Source organism: Psychrobacter sp. M13 (assembly GCF_030718935.1).
Taxonomy (GTDB): domain Bacteria; phylum Pseudomonadota; class Gammaproteobacteria; order Pseudomonadales; family Moraxellaceae; genus Psychrobacter; species Psychrobacter immobilis_G.
Genome location: NZ_CP132194.1, coordinates 514459 through 531328 on the forward strand (window position 1 = coordinate 514459; position 16870 = coordinate 531328).

At 43.6% G+C, this 16870-nt stretch carries 15 protein-coding genes; 6 read left to right on the forward strand and 9 right to left on the reverse strand.

Annotated elements, in window-relative coordinates; all coding sequences use genetic code 11:
• Positions 1 to 155: 155 nt before the first annotated feature.
• The 3 genes from Q9G97_RS02205 (at position 156) to tsf (ending at position 3658) form a co-directional block, all read left to right on the forward strand.
• On the forward strand, positions 156 to 1415 hold the full coding sequence (locus Q9G97_RS02205) for a multidrug effflux MFS transporter (RefSeq protein WP_371747901.1): 1260 nt from the start codon (positions 156 to 158) through the stop codon (positions 1413 to 1415).
• 362 nt (positions 1416 to 1777) lie between these two features.
• Entirely contained in the window at positions 1778 to 2611 is an 834-nt protein-coding gene (gene rpsB, locus Q9G97_RS02210) for a 30S ribosomal protein S2 (protein ID WP_201571550.1), read from the forward strand.
• Between the two features lie 162 nt (positions 2612 to 2773).
• The gene (tsf, locus tag Q9G97_RS02215; RefSeq protein WP_305899555.1) at positions 2774 to 3658 is read left to right on the forward strand and encodes a translation elongation factor Ts; all 885 of its coding nucleotides are present in this window, start codon (positions 2774 to 2776) and stop codon (positions 3656 to 3658) included.
• 95 nt (positions 3659 to 3753) lie between these two features.
• Here the strand turns inward: tsf and Q9G97_RS02220 are convergent, their stop codons facing one another.
• The 4 genes from Q9G97_RS02220 to hflX form a co-directional block, all read right to left on the reverse strand.
• Positions 3754 to 4569 carry a lytic transglycosylase domain-containing protein gene (locus Q9G97_RS02220; RefSeq protein WP_305899556.1) on the reverse strand — a complete coding sequence of 272 codons (816 nt, stop codon included), beginning with the start codon at positions 4567 to 4569 and terminating at the stop codon, positions 3754 to 3756.
• Positions 4570 to 4725: 156 nt separating this feature from the next.
• Entirely contained in the window at positions 4726 to 5412 is a 687-nt protein-coding gene (locus tag Q9G97_RS02225) for an LrgB family protein (RefSeq protein ID WP_227680336.1), read from the reverse strand.
• Positions 5405 to 5812 carry a CidA/LrgA family protein gene (locus Q9G97_RS02230; RefSeq protein ID WP_305899557.1) on the reverse strand — a complete coding sequence of 136 codons (408 nt, stop codon included), beginning with the start codon at positions 5810 to 5812 and terminating at the stop codon, positions 5405 to 5407. Before Q9G97_RS02230 ends, Q9G97_RS02225 begins: the two co-directional genes overlap by 8 nt.
• 338 nt (positions 5813 to 6150) lie before the next feature.
• The gene (hflX, locus tag Q9G97_RS02235; protein ID WP_305899558.1) at positions 6151 to 7620 is read right to left on the reverse strand and encodes a ribosome rescue GTPase HflX; all 1470 of its coding nucleotides are present in this window, start codon (positions 7618 to 7620) and stop codon (positions 6151 to 6153) included.
• 354 nt (positions 7621 to 7974) lie between these two features.
• Between hflX and Q9G97_RS02240 the strand changes: the two genes are divergently transcribed.
• The gene (locus tag Q9G97_RS02240) at positions 7975 to 8790 is read left to right on the forward strand and encodes a 1-acyl-sn-glycerol-3-phosphate acyltransferase (protein WP_305899559.1); all 816 of its coding nucleotides are present in this window, start codon (positions 7975 to 7977) and stop codon (positions 8788 to 8790) included.
• A 109-nt stretch (positions 8791 to 8899) separates the two neighbouring features.
• On the opposite strand, the gene Q9G97_RS02245 is transcribed toward Q9G97_RS02240, so the two are convergent.
• Together Q9G97_RS02245 and Q9G97_RS02250 are read right to left on the reverse strand one after the other, a co-directional pair.
• Entirely contained in the window at positions 8900 to 9940 is a 1041-nt protein-coding gene (locus tag Q9G97_RS02245; RefSeq protein WP_305899560.1) for an aldo/keto reductase, read from the reverse strand.
• A gap of 54 nt (positions 9941 to 9994) precedes the next feature.
• Positions 9995 to 10519: a peptidylprolyl isomerase gene (locus Q9G97_RS02250; protein ID WP_201571571.1), complete on the reverse strand. Its 525-nt coding sequence runs from the start codon at positions 10517 to 10519 to the stop codon at positions 9995 to 9997.
• A gap of 245 nt (positions 10520 to 10764) precedes the next feature.
• Here Q9G97_RS02250 and Q9G97_RS02255 point away from each other — a divergent pair, with 245 nt between their 5' ends.
• Together Q9G97_RS02255 and Q9G97_RS02260 are read left to right on the forward strand one after the other, a co-directional pair.
• Positions 10765 to 11082, forward strand: coding sequence for a hypothetical protein (locus Q9G97_RS02255; protein WP_201571573.1), 318 nt, complete (start codon positions 10765 to 10767; stop codon positions 11080 to 11082).
• 138 nt (positions 11083 to 11220) lie between these two features.
• Entirely contained in the window at positions 11221 to 11883 is a 663-nt protein-coding gene (locus Q9G97_RS02260) for a cold shock and DUF1294 domain-containing protein (RefSeq protein ID WP_305899561.1), read from the forward strand.
• A gap of 260 nt (positions 11884 to 12143) precedes the next feature.
• Here the strand turns inward: Q9G97_RS02260 and lspA are convergent, their stop codons facing one another.
• The 3 genes from lspA to Q9G97_RS02275 form a co-directional block, all read right to left on the reverse strand.
• Positions 12144 to 12695 carry a signal peptidase II gene (gene lspA, locus Q9G97_RS02265; protein ID WP_371747921.1) on the reverse strand — a complete coding sequence of 184 codons (552 nt, stop codon included), beginning with the start codon at positions 12693 to 12695 and terminating at the stop codon, positions 12144 to 12146.
• 238 nt (positions 12696 to 12933) lie between these two features.
• Entirely contained in the window at positions 12934 to 15777 is a 2844-nt protein-coding gene (ileS, locus tag Q9G97_RS02270; protein ID WP_305899562.1) for an isoleucine--tRNA ligase, read from the reverse strand.
• Between the two features lie 296 nt (positions 15778 to 16073).
• Complete coding sequence (locus Q9G97_RS02275; RefSeq protein WP_305899563.1) at positions 16074 to 16790, reverse strand: GntR family transcriptional regulator; 717 nt, start codon at positions 16788 to 16790, stop codon at positions 16074 to 16076.
• Positions 16791 to 16870: the final 80 nt, after the last annotated feature.

The following is a 16870-nucleotide window of genomic DNA, read 5'->3' on the forward strand; positions in this document are numbered from 1 at the left end:
GTCTTAAAACTTATTATTGTTGAGGGGTTGTTTCTTTAATCTCTTAAACCTATTGAAATAACGATAGACAGTACGATATAACAGAGTCTAGTTGTTTATGCGCAAAACTTACTGGTTTGCGCCCAAATAATATTCTTATATTAAACGGTTCTGTTATGTCTGCTCCAAAATTCAATCTATCTTCTCAAACGGCTACACCAACCAGAGTACGCTCAGCGGAGCTGCCTGTTGCTTGGATTATGATGCTCGGGCTGATTGTCGCCGTCGGGCCATTATCCATTGATATGTATCTGCCTGCACTTCCTGCAATGGCGGATAGCTTTGGGGTCTCAACCGCTTTTATGGCAAACTCAGTACCTGCCTACTTCATCGGGCTAGTGTTTGGTCAGCTGTTTTATGGCCCGTTTAGTGATCGGGTAGGTCGCGTTAAGCCTTTATATTTTGGCATGACTTTATATATCATCGCCTCGATAGTATGCGCCACTACCAACAATGAGTATGTGTTATTTGCAGGACGTACAGTGCAAGCGTTAGGGGCTTGTGTTGGTGCCGTCGTGACTCGAGCGGCGATCCGAGATCGTTTAACCGCTCGGCAAACCGCTAAAGCCTTTTCTATTATGATTTTAGTGATGGGTTTAGCGCCGATACTCGCGCCCTCGCTTGGCGCAGTATTTTTACGTTTCTTTGATTGGCACTCTATCTTTTGGTTCTTAGCCGCTTTTGGCGCCCTTAATCTATTACTGACTAAGTTCTTTTTCTTTGAAACGCTAACAGAAGAAAATCGCAATATTCGCCCTGCCAAAGAAGTATTGAGCCAATACTGGGATCTACTTAAAGACCCAACCTTTAATTATCCTGCGATCGGTGGCGGTTTATTGATGGGTGCGATGTTCGTTTATATTAGCGCCGCCTCTGAGCTGATCATGGATACCTATGGCATATCGGCAACCCATTTTGGCTGGATATTTGGTCTGAATGCGGCGGGATTTGTGGGTTTGACTCAGCTTAATCAATGGCTGACCAACCGTTTTCGCATTCTTAGTATTTTGCGTTTTGGTGCGATGATGCAGGTTATCTCTGCTGGGGCACTTTTTACCATTGGGCTTATCTTTGGGGTAGATGCTTGGCTACCCGTAGTATTAGCCTGTATTTTCTTCTGTATTGCAGGTCTTGGCCTTACTCAGCCGAATGCATCGGCTATTGCACTAGCTTTTCAAAAGCGTCGAGCGGGTATGGCAAGCGCCTTGCAAGGCTCACTGATGTTCTCAGTAGGTATATTTGGTGGGCTGTTGTTGAATATATTCCCAGTGAATCCCGTACTCAAGATTGGCACTGCGATGTTTGTCTTAATGAGCCTTGGCTGCTATCTGATCTGGCAGATTGATCGTAACTTAAATTTGGATGATGCCGAATAACTCAAATGATAATGAGTAAAATTAGCGCAAAAATGAATACTAAGCACAAAAGCTCAGCATCGAATAGCGGCTTACAAGCATGGTAATAAGGCTAGTAGTGCAAGCATGTTTTATGATAAAATACAGCGCAGCTAATTTTTAGCGCTATTACTTTGAGTTATTAGCATAAATAATGACTCATTTTTATAAACCAACCAATGACACACACATCATGGCAAAAAATTGCTGGGTGTTTGGCGACTTGATTAATTTGCAGCGGTACAGTCTGGCATAATTTATGCTCACACTGTCAGCAAATGCGTGTTGCTAGATAGGCAGTTTTTGTGATGTGGAGGCATAACCCAACCACTAGGATATTTATCATGGCTACAGAAAACCCAACCAAAATGCCAATGCGCGACTTATTACAAGCTGGCGCTCACTTTGGTCACCAAACTCGCTTTTGGAACCCAAAAATGGGTCCTTACATCTTTGGTGCGCGTAACAAAATTCACATCATTAACTTAGAGCACACTGTAAAAGCTTTTAACGAAGCGCTCAACTATGTAAACGGCTTAGCCGCTAAGAAAAACAAAGTATTATTTGTTGGTACTAAGCGCGCGGCAAGTGGCGTCATTCGTGAGCAAGCAGCTCGTGCTGGCATGCCATATGTTGACCATCGCTGGTTAGGTGGTATGTTGACTAACTGGAAAACACTACGCCAGTCGATCACTCGTCTAAAAGAGCTTGAAAAACAAGCAGAAGACGGCACCTTTGCTAAGCTTACCAAACGTGAAGCGCTAGAGCGTACTCGCGATATGGAAAAACTTGAACGCTCGTTAGGCGGTATCAAGGATATGGGCGGTTTACCAGACGCAATCTTTGTTGTTGACGTTGATCACGAAGCTATCGCTATTAAAGAAGCCAAAAACCTTGGTATTCCAGTTATCGGTATCGTTGATACTAACTCAAACCCTGATAACGTTGATTATGTTATCCCAGCAAACGATGATGCTATTCGCGCAGTGACTTTATACGTAACGGCTATGGCTGATGCTATCATTGCAGGTAAAGAGTACGCACAGACTCAAGCTGGTAATAAAGCAGATCAAGCAGCTGAGCAAGAAGCACCTGCTACTGAAGAAGCACCAGCTCAAGTTGACACCTCAGCGGTAGAAACGCCAGTTGTAGCAGCACCAGAAGCAAAAGCTGAATAATATTTAGCGCTATAAAGGGATGCTTTGATAATTATTCACTGTCATCCCTATATTATTAATGATAAGTATAAAAGGCATGATGTAGTTTTACTCGTCATGCCTTGTTGCTGCTAAGCTTAAAAGAATTTGTAGTACCTCACACCAACTAATAAGGTATCTCTTATGACAGAAGTAAAAGTATCCGCCAAAATGGTAAAAGAATTGCGTGACCGTACTGGTCTTGGCATGATGGAATGTAAAAAAGCTTTAGAAGAGTCAAATGGCGATGTCGAAACGGCCATTGATAATCTACGTAAATCAGGTCAAGCGAAAGCCGCTAAAAAAGCAGGTAATATCGCAGCTGATGGCGCTATCATTATCGCTCAAGGCGACAAAAAAGCATTCTTAGTAGAAATTAATTGCCAAACTGACTTTGTAGCCAAAGACGATAGCTTTACCGCTTTTGCTGAGAAAGTAGCTAACATAGCGCTAGAGAATAACACCACTGATGTTGCGGCTATCTCTGCATTGGCTTATGGCGATGGTCAAAGCGTTGAAGAAGCTCGTGTATCTTTGGTACAAAAAATCGGTGAAAACATTCAGATCCGCCGTGTTGAAACTCTAGAAGGTGACAACATTGCTGCATACCGTCATGGTTTACGTATCGGTGTAGTCGTATCTTTTGAAGGCGGCAGTGCAGATACTGGCAAAAACCTTGCCATGCATATCGCAGCGTTCAACCCTGTAGCGGTAGATGATGAAGATGTCGCCGCTGACGTATTAGCGCGTGAAAAAGACATCATCGAAGCGAAAGCAAAAGAGTCTGGCAAGCCTGATAATATCGTTGAAAAAATGATCGAAGGTGGCTTGCGCAAATACCTAGACGAAGTGACTTTATTACGTCAGCCATACGTTATGGACAATGACAAAAAAGTCGGCGACGTACTAAAAGCTGAAGGCGTAAAAGTGCTTGGCTTTAAACGTTTAGAAGTTGGCGAAGGCATTGAGAAAAAGCAAGAAGATTTTGCTGCTGAAGTTGCTGCAACGCAAGCGTTAGCTAATAAGTAAGTTCGAATTTTGCATTAATTTTAGTCAATGAAAAGCCCGTTAGTTAACTAACGGGCTTTTTTTGTCTGTAAGATTTATTTCAAGTTAAAAGCGTTCTAGCGTAGCGCGTCGTAAGCTGAATTGATATAGCTGGCACTATTGCTATTATTACTAGTACCATAACTGATGTTTTGCATGCTGGCATTGTTGAAGCTGTTATTTGAGCTGGTATTGCTCGCGAATAGTCCAGAATCATTTTTATAGAGACTGTGGTAACGACTCATGACACTTTTGACGTAGTTGCGTGTTTCTTTAAAGGGAGGGATACCGTTGTATTTATCAACGTTACCTTCACCCGCATTGTAACCTGCAATAGCAAACTCAACATTATTATTAAAGCGTTTCATAAGCCAGGCGATGTATTTTGCAGAGCCTTCGATGTTTTCTGCTGGATTCCAAGCATTACTGACTTTAAATCGTCTAGCCGTAGCTGGCATAAGCTGCATTAATCCTTGGGCGCCAACGGGCGAACGGGCATTGGGATTGAACGCGGATTCAGTGTGCATCATCGCTTTCATAAGGGCAGGATCAACACCGTGACGTGCTGCTGAGGCAGTAATATAGCTATCATAGGCGTTGCGAGTACCACTCTTACTAGCAGCGCTACTACCGTAGTTATTGCTGCCATAGTTGCTGTTGCTATTAGTATCGTAGTCGTTGCTGCTTTTATAATAAGTCGTTTTAACTTTTTTATTAAACTGCTCAAAGCTGCCGCTCGGCTTACTAACGTTGGTGAGCAGCGCTTGTCCCGTTTTGCTTTTATAGATATACATCTCGCCTGCATGAGCGCTAGCACTCAAAGTAACTATTACTATGCTGGCAGTTAATATTGATAACAAAGAGCGGCTAAATGAACGCTTAATTTTTGTCATAAAAAGTCACTTTTAATAAAATTATAAATATTGAACGTACGTGGACAATAGTTACTATAACATAAATTTACTTTTAGCTACATTCGATTACAGACTTATCCTTATGATTTATAACCATTTGTCACAAACCATAATCAACTATTTAATAACTGCTGGTTATGAAATAGTGAGCGCACTGATAAACAGGGGTACCCAAACAGCAGTCACTAAACCATTTACTGCTAGGCCAAAAGCAGCATAGCGTCCTGCGGTATGACTAATCTGCCAAGCTTCTACTGTACCAAAAGCGTGTGCCGCCAGTCCTAAAGCTAGGCCTTTAGCGCGATCATCTTCGATACCGCGAAATAAGAAGCGCGCCATAGTGGCACCCATAATACCTGAAACCACAATGATTAAGTTCACCATAATTGGTGGCGCTTTGATTAAGTCGGCAACGCTCAAGCCAATTGGTGTAGTCACTGAGCGCGTAGCAAAAGCAAGTAGCGTATCATGGCTAAGAGAGAATAGATAAGCTAAGCCCATAGGCAGTAGGGCACCAATTACGCTGGCCATCAGTACGATAAGGGTGAGCTTTTTAACAGGCAAGCCCTTAAAGCTCATCGCGGCAAGCGGTATGGCGAGGAGTACCGTGACATAACCTAGTAGATGGTCGAACACAGGTTTTGCAACGTCATAGTAATCATTATAATCCCAGCGCACGATATAGAGAAATATAATGACCAATCCCATGGCAGTGACGACCATCGGTATCCATGCTAGTTTTCTGGCGAGTATGCGCGAGCTAGCATGAGCTATCAAAGTCAATAAAATAGCGGCAACCGTTGCTACAACAATATTATCCATGCTTATTGCTGCCTTTTTTTGCATTATTGAGCCAGCGATTGGCGAGTATGGCAAGTCCCCATAAGGGAATCAAAGTACTTATTGCCATCGTTAGCATGACGCCCCACAGCTCATCACCAAGCCCAAATAATAAAATGCCAGCCCCTGCTGATACAGGCAAAAAGGCAAAGCCACTATCGACTAATAGCACGTTGCTGGCACGGGTCAACCATTTAGGTAAGCCTTTTGTCATTCTCCAAATAACTAATATCAAGAACATCGCCACCATAGCCACGACATTAGACGCCTGCTCAATACCGAACGAGCGACAGATGATAACGGCCGATTCGCGCACAGCAACGACCATGATCAATGTCACTAATATCGCTAACCATGGAGGTAGCTTAAAGGAGGAAGGCATAATAAATCCTTGCGATAGCAAGAGTTATATAGTCGGAGCACTTTTAAACCGCTACGGTGTTGCCCACCCTAAATGTACTGGTTGTACTATCTGCGGTCGGTCGTCTTGTAGCAATTTTAAAATTCCTTGACCATAGAAGGTGAGATGGCGTGCAATCAGTTGGCGTTATCCGCCAATAATAATCGACTGGTTTTGCAATTTTAACGCGGTTGATTATATACCCAAAAGGATTATTAATAAATGCCGCTACATTTTTGCTTACTTTTTGAGCTATAAAAAATGGGTATATTGAACCAATCAATATACCCTATGCGCTATTAATATTGCTATAAGCTAAGCTACTGACTTTTAAGGTCAGCATCGACATTGTTATTAGCATCGTCATTAACACTACTATTTGAGTCATAGTCACTCTCAAATATTTGCTCATAAGTCAGATCTTCACCGATATCTAGCTCGACGTCATCCTCGTTATCCTCTATCTCAAAGGGTTCGAGCACGGGCATCAGTAAAGTGGCTTGCGCAAGAGGCAATACATCTTTAGGTAATATATTAGCCTGACCTAGCAGCTGAGTTAGGCGCTCGCTTGGCAAGCGCACCGTCAAGCATTCATGACCGCTATCGTCATAGCTCTCCTCCAGAATAACACCAAGCTCATACAGGGTGTTTTTGAAATGACCTGCATCATAAGGTAAAGTTAAGTCAAAAGTTGTCAGGGTACCTATCATCAGCTGTTGTACAGCTAGCGATAACTCTTCCATGCCTAAGTTGTTTTTGGATGAGACATAAACGCGGTTTGGCTCGTCCTCATTCGCATAGCCGATATGTGCAGACTCACCCGTTAGGTCGATCTTGTTATAAACATTGAGCACAGGTACATCATTATCAATCTCAGCCAATACCGCTTTGACTGCTTGAATTTGCTCATGCATATCTTCGCTAGAAGAGTCAATCACATGCAATAGTAAATCAGCCTCTAACGTTTCTTCTAAAGTGGCATGGAAAGATTCAACCAACTCATGTGGCAGATGGCGTACAAAACCGACGGTATCGACCAATACGACGCGACCAACTCCTTGCCAATCTAAGCGGCGTAGCGTGGGATCAAGCGTGGCAAACAGCTTATCAGCGGCATAAATATTCTCATCGACCAAACGATTGAACAGCGTTGACTTGCCCGCATTGGTATAACCCACCAGTGAAATAGTAGGGACATCAGATTTTTGTCGACGCGCACGCCCTTGTGCCCGAGTTTGACGGACCTTATCGAGCTTGGTTTTGAGCTGAGTCACTCGCGTTTGCAATAGACGACGATCGGTCTCAAGCTGAGTTTCACCTGGTCCACGTAGACCGATACCGCCTTTTTGACGCTCCAAATGCGTCCAACCTCGTACTAAGCGCGTCGATAGATGATTCAGCTGCGCCAGCTCAACTTGTAGCTTACCTTCGTAAGTACGCGCGCGCTGGGCAAAGATATCGAGAATTAAGCCAGTACGATCGAGCACTCGGCACTTAGCGATCGCCTCAAGGTTACGCTCTTGTGAGGGCGAAAGACTATGATTGAATATGACGATGTCAGCATCGTGCTGGCTAACCAATTCCGCAATTTCTTGCGCCTTACCTGAACCCACAAAGTATTTGGCGTCGGGACGTTGGCGTGTACCCGTTACTAGCTCTACGCGCTGTGCACCAGCGGAGTCTACGAGCAGCTCAAACTCACCCAAGTCATCAGGATCTTGAATTTGACGGATGTCTAAATGAACTAAAATGGCACGCTCGCCACCTTCATATCTTCCAAAATATTCCAAAAAATATCACCTATATGATTAATTTAAAATGAGTCGCTATTATTATTGTAAATTTTTATAATAAAAAGATTCACGACAACTAGCGTTTTGATATCCTACTATATAGGGTCTTATCAATTGATATTAAAGGTTATAAGGTTAATTATCTGTCATTTTGTTGCAGCTATTCTAACCCTAGACCGCTGATAAAAACTGTTAAACAGCGGTGCGTATTTGAGTGAACAAATCATCACTGACTTATAAAAGTTTGTTATACTAATTTCGGTTTTCGCAGTGCTTTAGATCAGTAGCATCTAAATTGCTGCTATCGAATGATCTATATAGAATAAAATCATCTAATAATGAGAGGCACAGATGGGTCAATCTAAGTCAAAGTTTTCGCTCAGAAAACAGTTGGGTCGTGGTAAGCAAATAGCGGGCATGACGACGACGATCGCTGGTGGTTTGCGCACAGCACAGCGTATTGGTGCCTTTCGAGAGCCACCACGCGAGACTCTGCCACGTTATATTCAAGTATTCTGTCGTAAGATGGCAAGCTCTTTTGGTGTTAAGATCGTCCAAGTTGAGCCAGTACCACAGCATCATGGATTGTGGGTATCCAACCACGTGTCTTGGATGGATATTCCCGTAGTTGGTAGCGTGAGTCCAGCGTTCTTTTTATCCAAAGCTGAGATTGGCGAATGGCCCGTATTCGGCAAACTTGCACAAGCAGCCGGTACGGTCTTTATTGAGCGTGGCTCTGGTGATGTTGGATCAGTCGCCACACAAATGGCTAGCTTTTTGAGCAAAGGCTATTCGGTTATTTTTTTCCCGGAGGCGACCACCACCGATGGTACTAAGGTCAAACGTATCCATGGCACACTTTTGCAGGCGGCCATAGATTCTGATGTACCTGTACAGCCTATAGTGATCGCTTATGTTGATAAAGACGGGGCGCTGAGCAAAGAGCTACCGTACTATGGCAAGCTGACGATGAAAGATAGCATAAAAAAAGTGCTTGATAGCCGGCAGGTTACTGCATACGTGCTGCCGCTTGAGCCTCTAGATCCAAATGGCCATAATAAGAGCCAATTGACCAATCTATTGCAGCAGCGCATGAATGAAGGTCTAAAAGAGCTACATGCGCGAGTATTGACGGATGCTAATAATACTGCTGCATCTGTGCTTTAAAGTAAAAAAGTACAAAATTTCAGCTAACTTAGAAGTTATTAAAAAAGCGCAAATCATTATTGATAATGATTTGCGCTTTTTACTATGCACAAGCTTCTATACAAATAAACTATGGCGATGGATTTGGCTGACGCGTATGCACCGCTTCGATAGCTGCTAATACCTCATCGCTTAAATGCACATCGACGCTATCGATATTGGACTTGAGCTGCTCTATACTAGTCGCGCCAATGATATTGCTAGTCACAAACGAGCGCGTATTGACAAAAGCTAAGGCCATCTGCGCCATGTCCAAACCTGCGTCGCTTGCGATTTTGGCATACTGCTCCGTTGCCGATATCGCCTGCTCGTTAGTATAACGCTCAAAGCGATCATACTTAGTCAGCCTCGCACCAGCAGGGCGTTGGCCATTGAGATATTTACCTGATAATACGCCAAAGCCAAGGGGCGAGTAAGCCAATAAGCCGACGTTTTCACGATGGGCAACCTCTGCCATATTGACCTCATAAAGACGGTTTAATAGACTATACGGATTTTGCACAGTAATAGGCGCAATCAAGCCGTTTTTATCCGCTTCCCATAAATATCGCATCAGTCCCCAAGCAGTGTCGTTAGACAGTCCATAAGCGCGAATACGACCTTTTTTAATCTCATCATTGAGCGCTTGAATCGTTTCCAGAAATGGCGTTAAATCCTCCAACGACTGCGCTGCCATCTCCTCAGAGTAACCGCGCTGACCAAAAAAGTTGGCTTGACGCTCAGGCCAATGCAGCTGATAGACATCGATATAATCCGTTTGCAGACGCTCAAGATTGCCATCGATGGCGCTACTAATATGCTGCGCCCTAAAGCGCGTTTCACCATCACGTAAAAAGCTCATTGGGGATATTTTACTGGCGAGTATGACTTTGTCACGCTGTCCCGTTTTGGCAAACCAAGTGCCCATGTGCCGTTCAGTATCGCCTTGCTTATCTTTATCAGGCGGAGAAGGGTACATCTCAGCGGTATCCCAAAAATTCACCCCTTCGCTCAAGGCAAAATCCATCTGTTCATGTGCTTGGTGCTCATCATTCTGTTGACCCCAAGTCATCGTGCCAAGACAGATCTTAGAGACCTTTTCATCGATTTGCGGCAATATTTCGTACTGCATAAACATTCCTTTTATCTTTTAATATAGAAATTGTTGTAGATTTTTGAATAGTGATTACATTAGTTTAATACCAGTGACCCCAGCTGGAGTGACTTTAAAGACTTTAACTTTGAACAGTACCGCTTGACCCGCTAATGGGTGATTGAAATCAACCTCAATTTCGTCCTCATTCATAGCGCTAATGGTGCCGGGCAAAGTATTTTTACCTTTATCCTCAAACTCAATCATCATGCCAATCTCTGGGTTGTCAGCGACTAGAGCGAACTGAGTACGGCTAAAGGTTTGGATATTATCAGGATTCCACTCACCAAAAGCTTGTTCAGGATCGAGGTGAGCGCTACGAGTATCGCCCGCTCGCAAGTTCATCAGTACTTGCTCAAAGCCAGGTAACAGACTCTCATCACCGATAGTCAAAGTTACAGGCGCATCACGGCTAAAGGTCGAGTCAATCATTGTGCCATTTTCAAGTGACACTTCAAAATGCAGCTTAACTAAGCTGCCATAAGCGATACGAGTGTCTTCATTAGGGTTAATAAACTGTGGCGAGTTCTCAAAGTCGGGTTTGGTTTCTTTAGTCATAATTAGGATGCCGTTAGCTGGTGGAATGAATAGTCTCAAATATTTTAGCACACTATACCCATTACACTATGTTGAGTAATATTTGCTGCTCATTAGATTATGAATTAGATAAATGTAAATATTTTTTTATGCAATAAGTAAATTTAAGTTGACTTATGTTTCATAAATCTATATAAATGTTATCGAATTGTTAAGCATTCAATTTATTATTTAGTTGTTAAACTTAAATTACTTTTGGAATGATTATGAAGAAAGCTCTTGTAGTGGTTGGCGTATTGGCATTGTTAGTACAAGGTTGTGCGACACCACATGTGGTACAAACTAAAAAGGTAAGCGATGTTAATTTATCTTGCCAACAAATCTTAAGCGAGATAGAAGAAGCTGAAAGATTTGAGAGTGAAGCACGCGCTGAGCGTAAAGCTACTGGTAAAAACGTAGCAGCAGCATTACTATTCTGGCCTGCACTAATTGGCACTTACTCTAATACAGAAGAAGCTATTAATGCTGCAAAAGAACGTCGTACTAATCTAACTAATTTGTACGGACAGAAAAAATGCAGCTAATCTTAATAAGATAGCGACATATAGTTAATGTGTTAACGTACAAAAAAGCTAAGAGATGACTCTTAGCTTTTTTTATGAGCTACTGAAAAGTATATAATGACCGTCAGAATTAAAGGTTGATGAGATAAGTGAGTAAGTATGGCGGACAGACAACAGCAAAGACATCAAGGCCAAGTTGAAAAATGGCAAGAGGACAAAGGTTTTGGTTTTATTAAAACCGATGCGGGCGAGTCGGTGTTTTTTCACATTAGTGAGTTCAAAGCGCCGCGCAGACCTAGCATCGGCGATAGCGTGATATATACGGTTGGACAAGATAATCAAGGGCGTTTGCAAGCTAGACACGTTCAAGAGCTGAGCTTTGTACAACAACAAATGGCACAAAAGAATAAGCAGATTCGTAAGCGTAATTCACAAAAAAGCCAGCAAGCAGAGTTTGCAGATGGGCAGAAAAAACGTGCCTTTCTTGGTATAGGCTTTTATGGCGTGCTGATATTACTCGCATTTACAGAGGAGCTTAGCTGGCTAGTCGTTGGCTGGTATGTCGCGATAGGGATTATCACTTATATTATGTATGCCAAAGACAAAGCCGCTGCGCAAAATAACGAATGGCGTACCCCTGAGATGACTTTGCATATCCTAAGTGCGCTTGGCGGTTGGGTCGGGGCACTGGTGGCGCAGACTTACTTAAGACATAAGTCGCAAAAGCCAGAATTTCGTGTGGCTTATTATCTGACTGTAGTGATTAATTTGGCAGGGCTGTTATTTATTATGACGGGTGGTGATTGGGATAAATTACCGTAAATCTTTTGTTCTTGTATTTAGATCATTTCTTCATCTAAAACTAGATTGGTTATAGTGTATTGCAAAAGGTTAATTCATTTTAATTTGTTCAAACTCCTCATTGAATATAACAGGTGTACCCGTATGGTTACTCTATATAAATATACTCATCCAAGTCGAGCAGAGACTGTGCTGGGCTAAAAGCATCAGCCTACAGAAAAACAAACCCTGCTATAGCAAACTATAACAGGGTTTATTTAAAGCAACTGTATCAACTCAAATTAGCTTTGACGCTTCTTTTCCAAAAATATCATATCAATCACAATCATCGCCACACCGATCATAATAGCCATATCCGCGATATTAAAGATAGGATAATGCCAAACATCGGCGTAATGCACATGAATAAAATCAACGACTTTACCAAGGCGTAAGCGATCTATTAAATTCCCAACGGCACCGCCAAGCACTAGAGCCAACCCTAATGATAATAGCTTAGCTTGTCGTGGCGCTCGGGTTAAATACACGGTCAAAAAGATAGACATGACGAGCGCTAATCCCGAAAAAAACCACTTTTGCCAGCCGCCAGCATCCGCCAGGAAACTAAACGCTGCACCATAGTTATAAGCTAGTGTCCAGTTAAGGAACGGCTCAATGATTGGTATAGGCTCATTAAAGGTCAAATTGGTTTCGGCAAGCCACTTAGTGAATTGGTCAAGTGCGAGCACCAATAGCGATAGCGCATACCAAGCAAAAGCGCGGCTGCCGTTGGCAATCATCTTTGGCGTTTTTGTGAGCCGACTGATAGGCGTCATCGAATTGCCCGTAGTCACATGAGCCGCTTTGGGTGCATGACCGGCGGATGCAATAGCGGGTTCAGGGGTAGCGAAAGGCTGTCCGTCATTAGTAACGCGATCAGCCGTATCATCACTGAGATGACTCGTACTAAGCGCTGACGTGTCATCCAATGGCGTGCTATCAAGCTCAACACTATCAATGTCAATGTCACTGTCTAGTTTGACACTATCTAGATCATCGTTAGTCCTATCGTGCTCAGATGAGTTAGGCCTATTATGCATAGTGACGCACCTCGCCTGAGCCTGCTACGTTGGTGACGCAGCGCGCGCATAGCTCAGGATGTGCGCTATCGACGCCGATATCATCACGGATGTGCCAGCAGCGTACGCATTTGGTGCCCTTAGCGGCAGTGATAACGACTCTTAAATCAGCAGAAGCTTCGTTGCTGTCATCAGCGCTTAACGTACTAATATCAGCAGGTGCTTTATCTATTGGTTGCAAGTCCGCACTACTGGTAATCAATACAAAGCGTAGCTCCGCGCCAAGCTTGGCTAAGCTGTCATACATCGCGCCATCAGCGTAGAGAGTAGCGTCAGCTGATAAGTTAGCATTGATAATCTTATTGCCACGCGCAGTTTCGATGTTCTTGTTGACCATATCTTTGGCGCGCATAATGTTGTGCCAATCATCTGTGCTGATAGCGCTTAACTCAAGCGCTGGGAACTCATACCAAGCTTGAGTGAACACATAGCTATCTGAGCTTTCTGCATTGACAGCTGTACCGTTTAGTACTTCCCATGCTTCTTGTGCGGTAAACGACAAGATAGGGGTAATCCAACGGATTAAGGCTTGGGCGATATGATAAATCGCCGTCTGTGCTGATCTGCGCGGTTGACCATCGGTTTGGGTGGTGTACTGACGATCCTTGATAATATCAAGATAAAAGCTGCCCAAATCCTGCGAGCAAAATGCAGTGATATGCTGAGTGACTTGGTGAAAGTCCATCGCATCATAAGCGCTGATAATCTGCGCTTGTACCGTTTGTGTACGCTCAATCATAAACTTATCGAGACTGACTAACTCATTGATATCTATGCTATTGGTTGCAACATCAAAATCATCAGTATTGGCAAGTAAGAAGCGCAGGGTGTTACGGATGCGACGATACATGTCGATTGCGCCTTTAAATGAGGCTTTACCCGCAGACATCTCATAACGATAGTCGCTAGAGGCAATCCAAAGCCGTAGCATATCCGCGCCCGTTTTGTTGATCTCTTCTTGCGGGGTGATGATATTACCCAAAGACTTACTCATCTTGCGGCCATTTTCGTCGACCACAAAGCCATGGGTTAATACTTGTTTGAATGGCGGGCGCTGATACATGGCTTCTGATGTAAGCAGTGAGGTCTGAAACCAGCCGCGATGCTGATCTGAGCCTTCTAAATACATGTCTGCAGGATTGGTTAGTTCATCGCGCTGCTCAAGGACAGCAAAATGGGTGGTTCCTGAGTCAAACCAAACGTCTAAAGTATCAGTCGCTTTATCATAATCAGCAGCCTCACTACCTAAGAAATCCTCACAGCTGGCATCGAACCATGCTTCGACGCCACCAGCAGCAATTTTTTGCGCCGCAACTTCCATCAGCTCTAGCGTATTAGGATGCAGCTCACCCGTCTCTTTATGAGTAAAAAAAGCAATCGGCACGCCCCACGTACGCTGGCGTGAGATACACCAGTCTGGACGACCATTCATCATCGACTCAATGCGATTCTGACCCCAAGCTGGGGTCCAATTTACCGTTGGAATATCAGCAAGCGCTTGCTCACGCAAACCTTTAGCCTCCATGCTTATAAACCACTGCGGTGTTGCGCGAAAGATAATCGGCGACTTATGACGCCAGCAATGCGGATAGCTGTGCTCAATCTTGGTATGGCTAACCAAATGACCGTTTTCTTGTAAAGTGGCGATAATCTTTGGATTGGCTTTATAGATATGCTCGCCGGCAAATACCGCTGCGCTCTCTAAATAGACACCATTACCACCGACGGGGTTTTCGACGGGCAGACCATATTTTAGACCGACATTATAATCGTCAAGACCATGACCGGGCGCAGTATGCACTAGACCCGTACCACTATCGACGGTCACATGATCCCCTAAGATAACTGGCACTTGACGATCTTTGATAAGCGGATGTTGGGCGAGCAAGCCTTCAAGCTCACGACCAGCAACGGTAGCAAGCAAACCTTGATTGGTCAATTTCAGCGCTTCCATCGCGGTGTCGATAAGCTCGGTGGCTAATAGCAGATTACTCTTTTGGGTAGCCACGACACTATATTCATGCTCAGGATGTACCGAGATAGCTTGGTTAGCAGGCAACGTCCAAGGTGTAGTCGTCCAAATAACCGCTTCAATAGTGTCTTCAATATCAGCAAACGCAGCAACCTTGTCCGTCCCCAATACATCAAAACTGACATAAATAGCATCAGAGGCTTTATCTTGATATTCCACTTCTGCTTCAGCCAATGCAGAGGTACAGTCCAAGCACCAATTAACTGGCTTCATACCGCGCGTCACATGACCGTTCTGATGGATTTTAGCCAATGCACGGACGATATTAGCCTCTTGCGTAAAGTTCATGGTGAGATAAGGATTGTCCCAATCACCAAAGATACCTAGGCGCTTAAAATCTATCTTTTGCAGCTCAATCTGGGTAGTCGCATACTCACGGCACAGACCACGAAACTCAGTCGCTGATACCTTTTTGCCGACTTTACCTACTTTTGCCTCGACTTTTTGTTCGATAGGTAAACCATGACAATCCCAGCCTGGCACATAAGGCGCATCGAATCCTGAAAGCGTCTTTGACTTAACAATAATGTCTTTGAGTACCTTATTGACTGCATGACCTAAGTGAATCTGACCATTCGCATAGGGAGGGCCATCATGCAAAATATACTTAGGTGCACCTATACGCGCTTGACGAATTTTACCGTAGACATCGTCGGCCTCCCACGCAGCCAACCAATCAGGCTCGCGTTTAGCCAAATTCGCGCGCATAGCAAAGGGTGTGTCCGCTAGGTTTAAAGTGTCTTTATAGTCGATAGATTCAGTCATAGTCTTAGTGTTTATCTCTATTCATATAGTGGAGGGGTGGCAATTTGGGGCTGATAATTTAGAGCAGTGCAGCTAATAGCTTAACAGATCATTCACAGGTAAACAGTTATGATCAGCAAAAGTAAAGCCACCTATTATAGGATAAATAAGTGACTAAAAATAGGGGAGATAAAACTCTGATAAGCCTGCCAATGTTGCGAATTAATATATAAGGAAAGGGTTTAGAAAAAGAAGTGGCACAGATTATATAGACAAAGAAAGTAGTGGCTGATCAGAAGCTTTATTATAGGCGCGTTTTAATTTGGAGAAATAACAAGCTGCTCCGCTAAGTCGAATAATGATTTTGTCGTGCTTTTAAAATTAAGCCCAGACTCTAGATGCTGCAAATGCTCATCAATCAAGGTTATAAGAAGCGTCTCATCTTTGGCTTCGATAGCCTGTACGATGCTCAAATGCTCATCTTCAGCACAGTTAGAGGAGCCAGCTTCATTATATAGCCCTATGATCAGTGTCGTACGTAACGTCAGCTCATTCAAAAAGTGTTCAAGTACTCGGTTATCAGCGATAGTCGCTAGATGCATGTGAAACTCGCGCGACAACCGTAGTTCGGCAGGCTTATTACCTTGCGCCCGTGCTTCAGCTTCAGATTTGATAATCGCTCGCATGTCGACCATATCTTGTACAGTAGCATTATTTATTACTTGACACGCTAGCGTACGTTCTATGATACGACGAGCTGAAAAGACATCTTCGGCTTCTTTCGGCGATGGTGTCGAAATAAAAGCCCCTCGATTGGGCTGTAATTGTACGACATGCATAGTAGCAAGAGTTGAGAGCGCACGTCTTACATTAGCTCTATTGCACTGAAATAAGTCACTCAATACCTGCTCACCTAGCTTGGTACCAGCAGGTAACCGTTGTTCTGAAACAGCGGCTACTATTGAGTTGATGATGATTTGCTCTGGGATGGCTTCATCTTCAAGGATCTGTTTTTTGATTTTTGGTTTAGTCATAGCAGCGATTATAGTGCGCTGTATCTACGCATACAACAAAAATAAAAAAATAGTTGTATTGTTAACAATAATAGTTAACA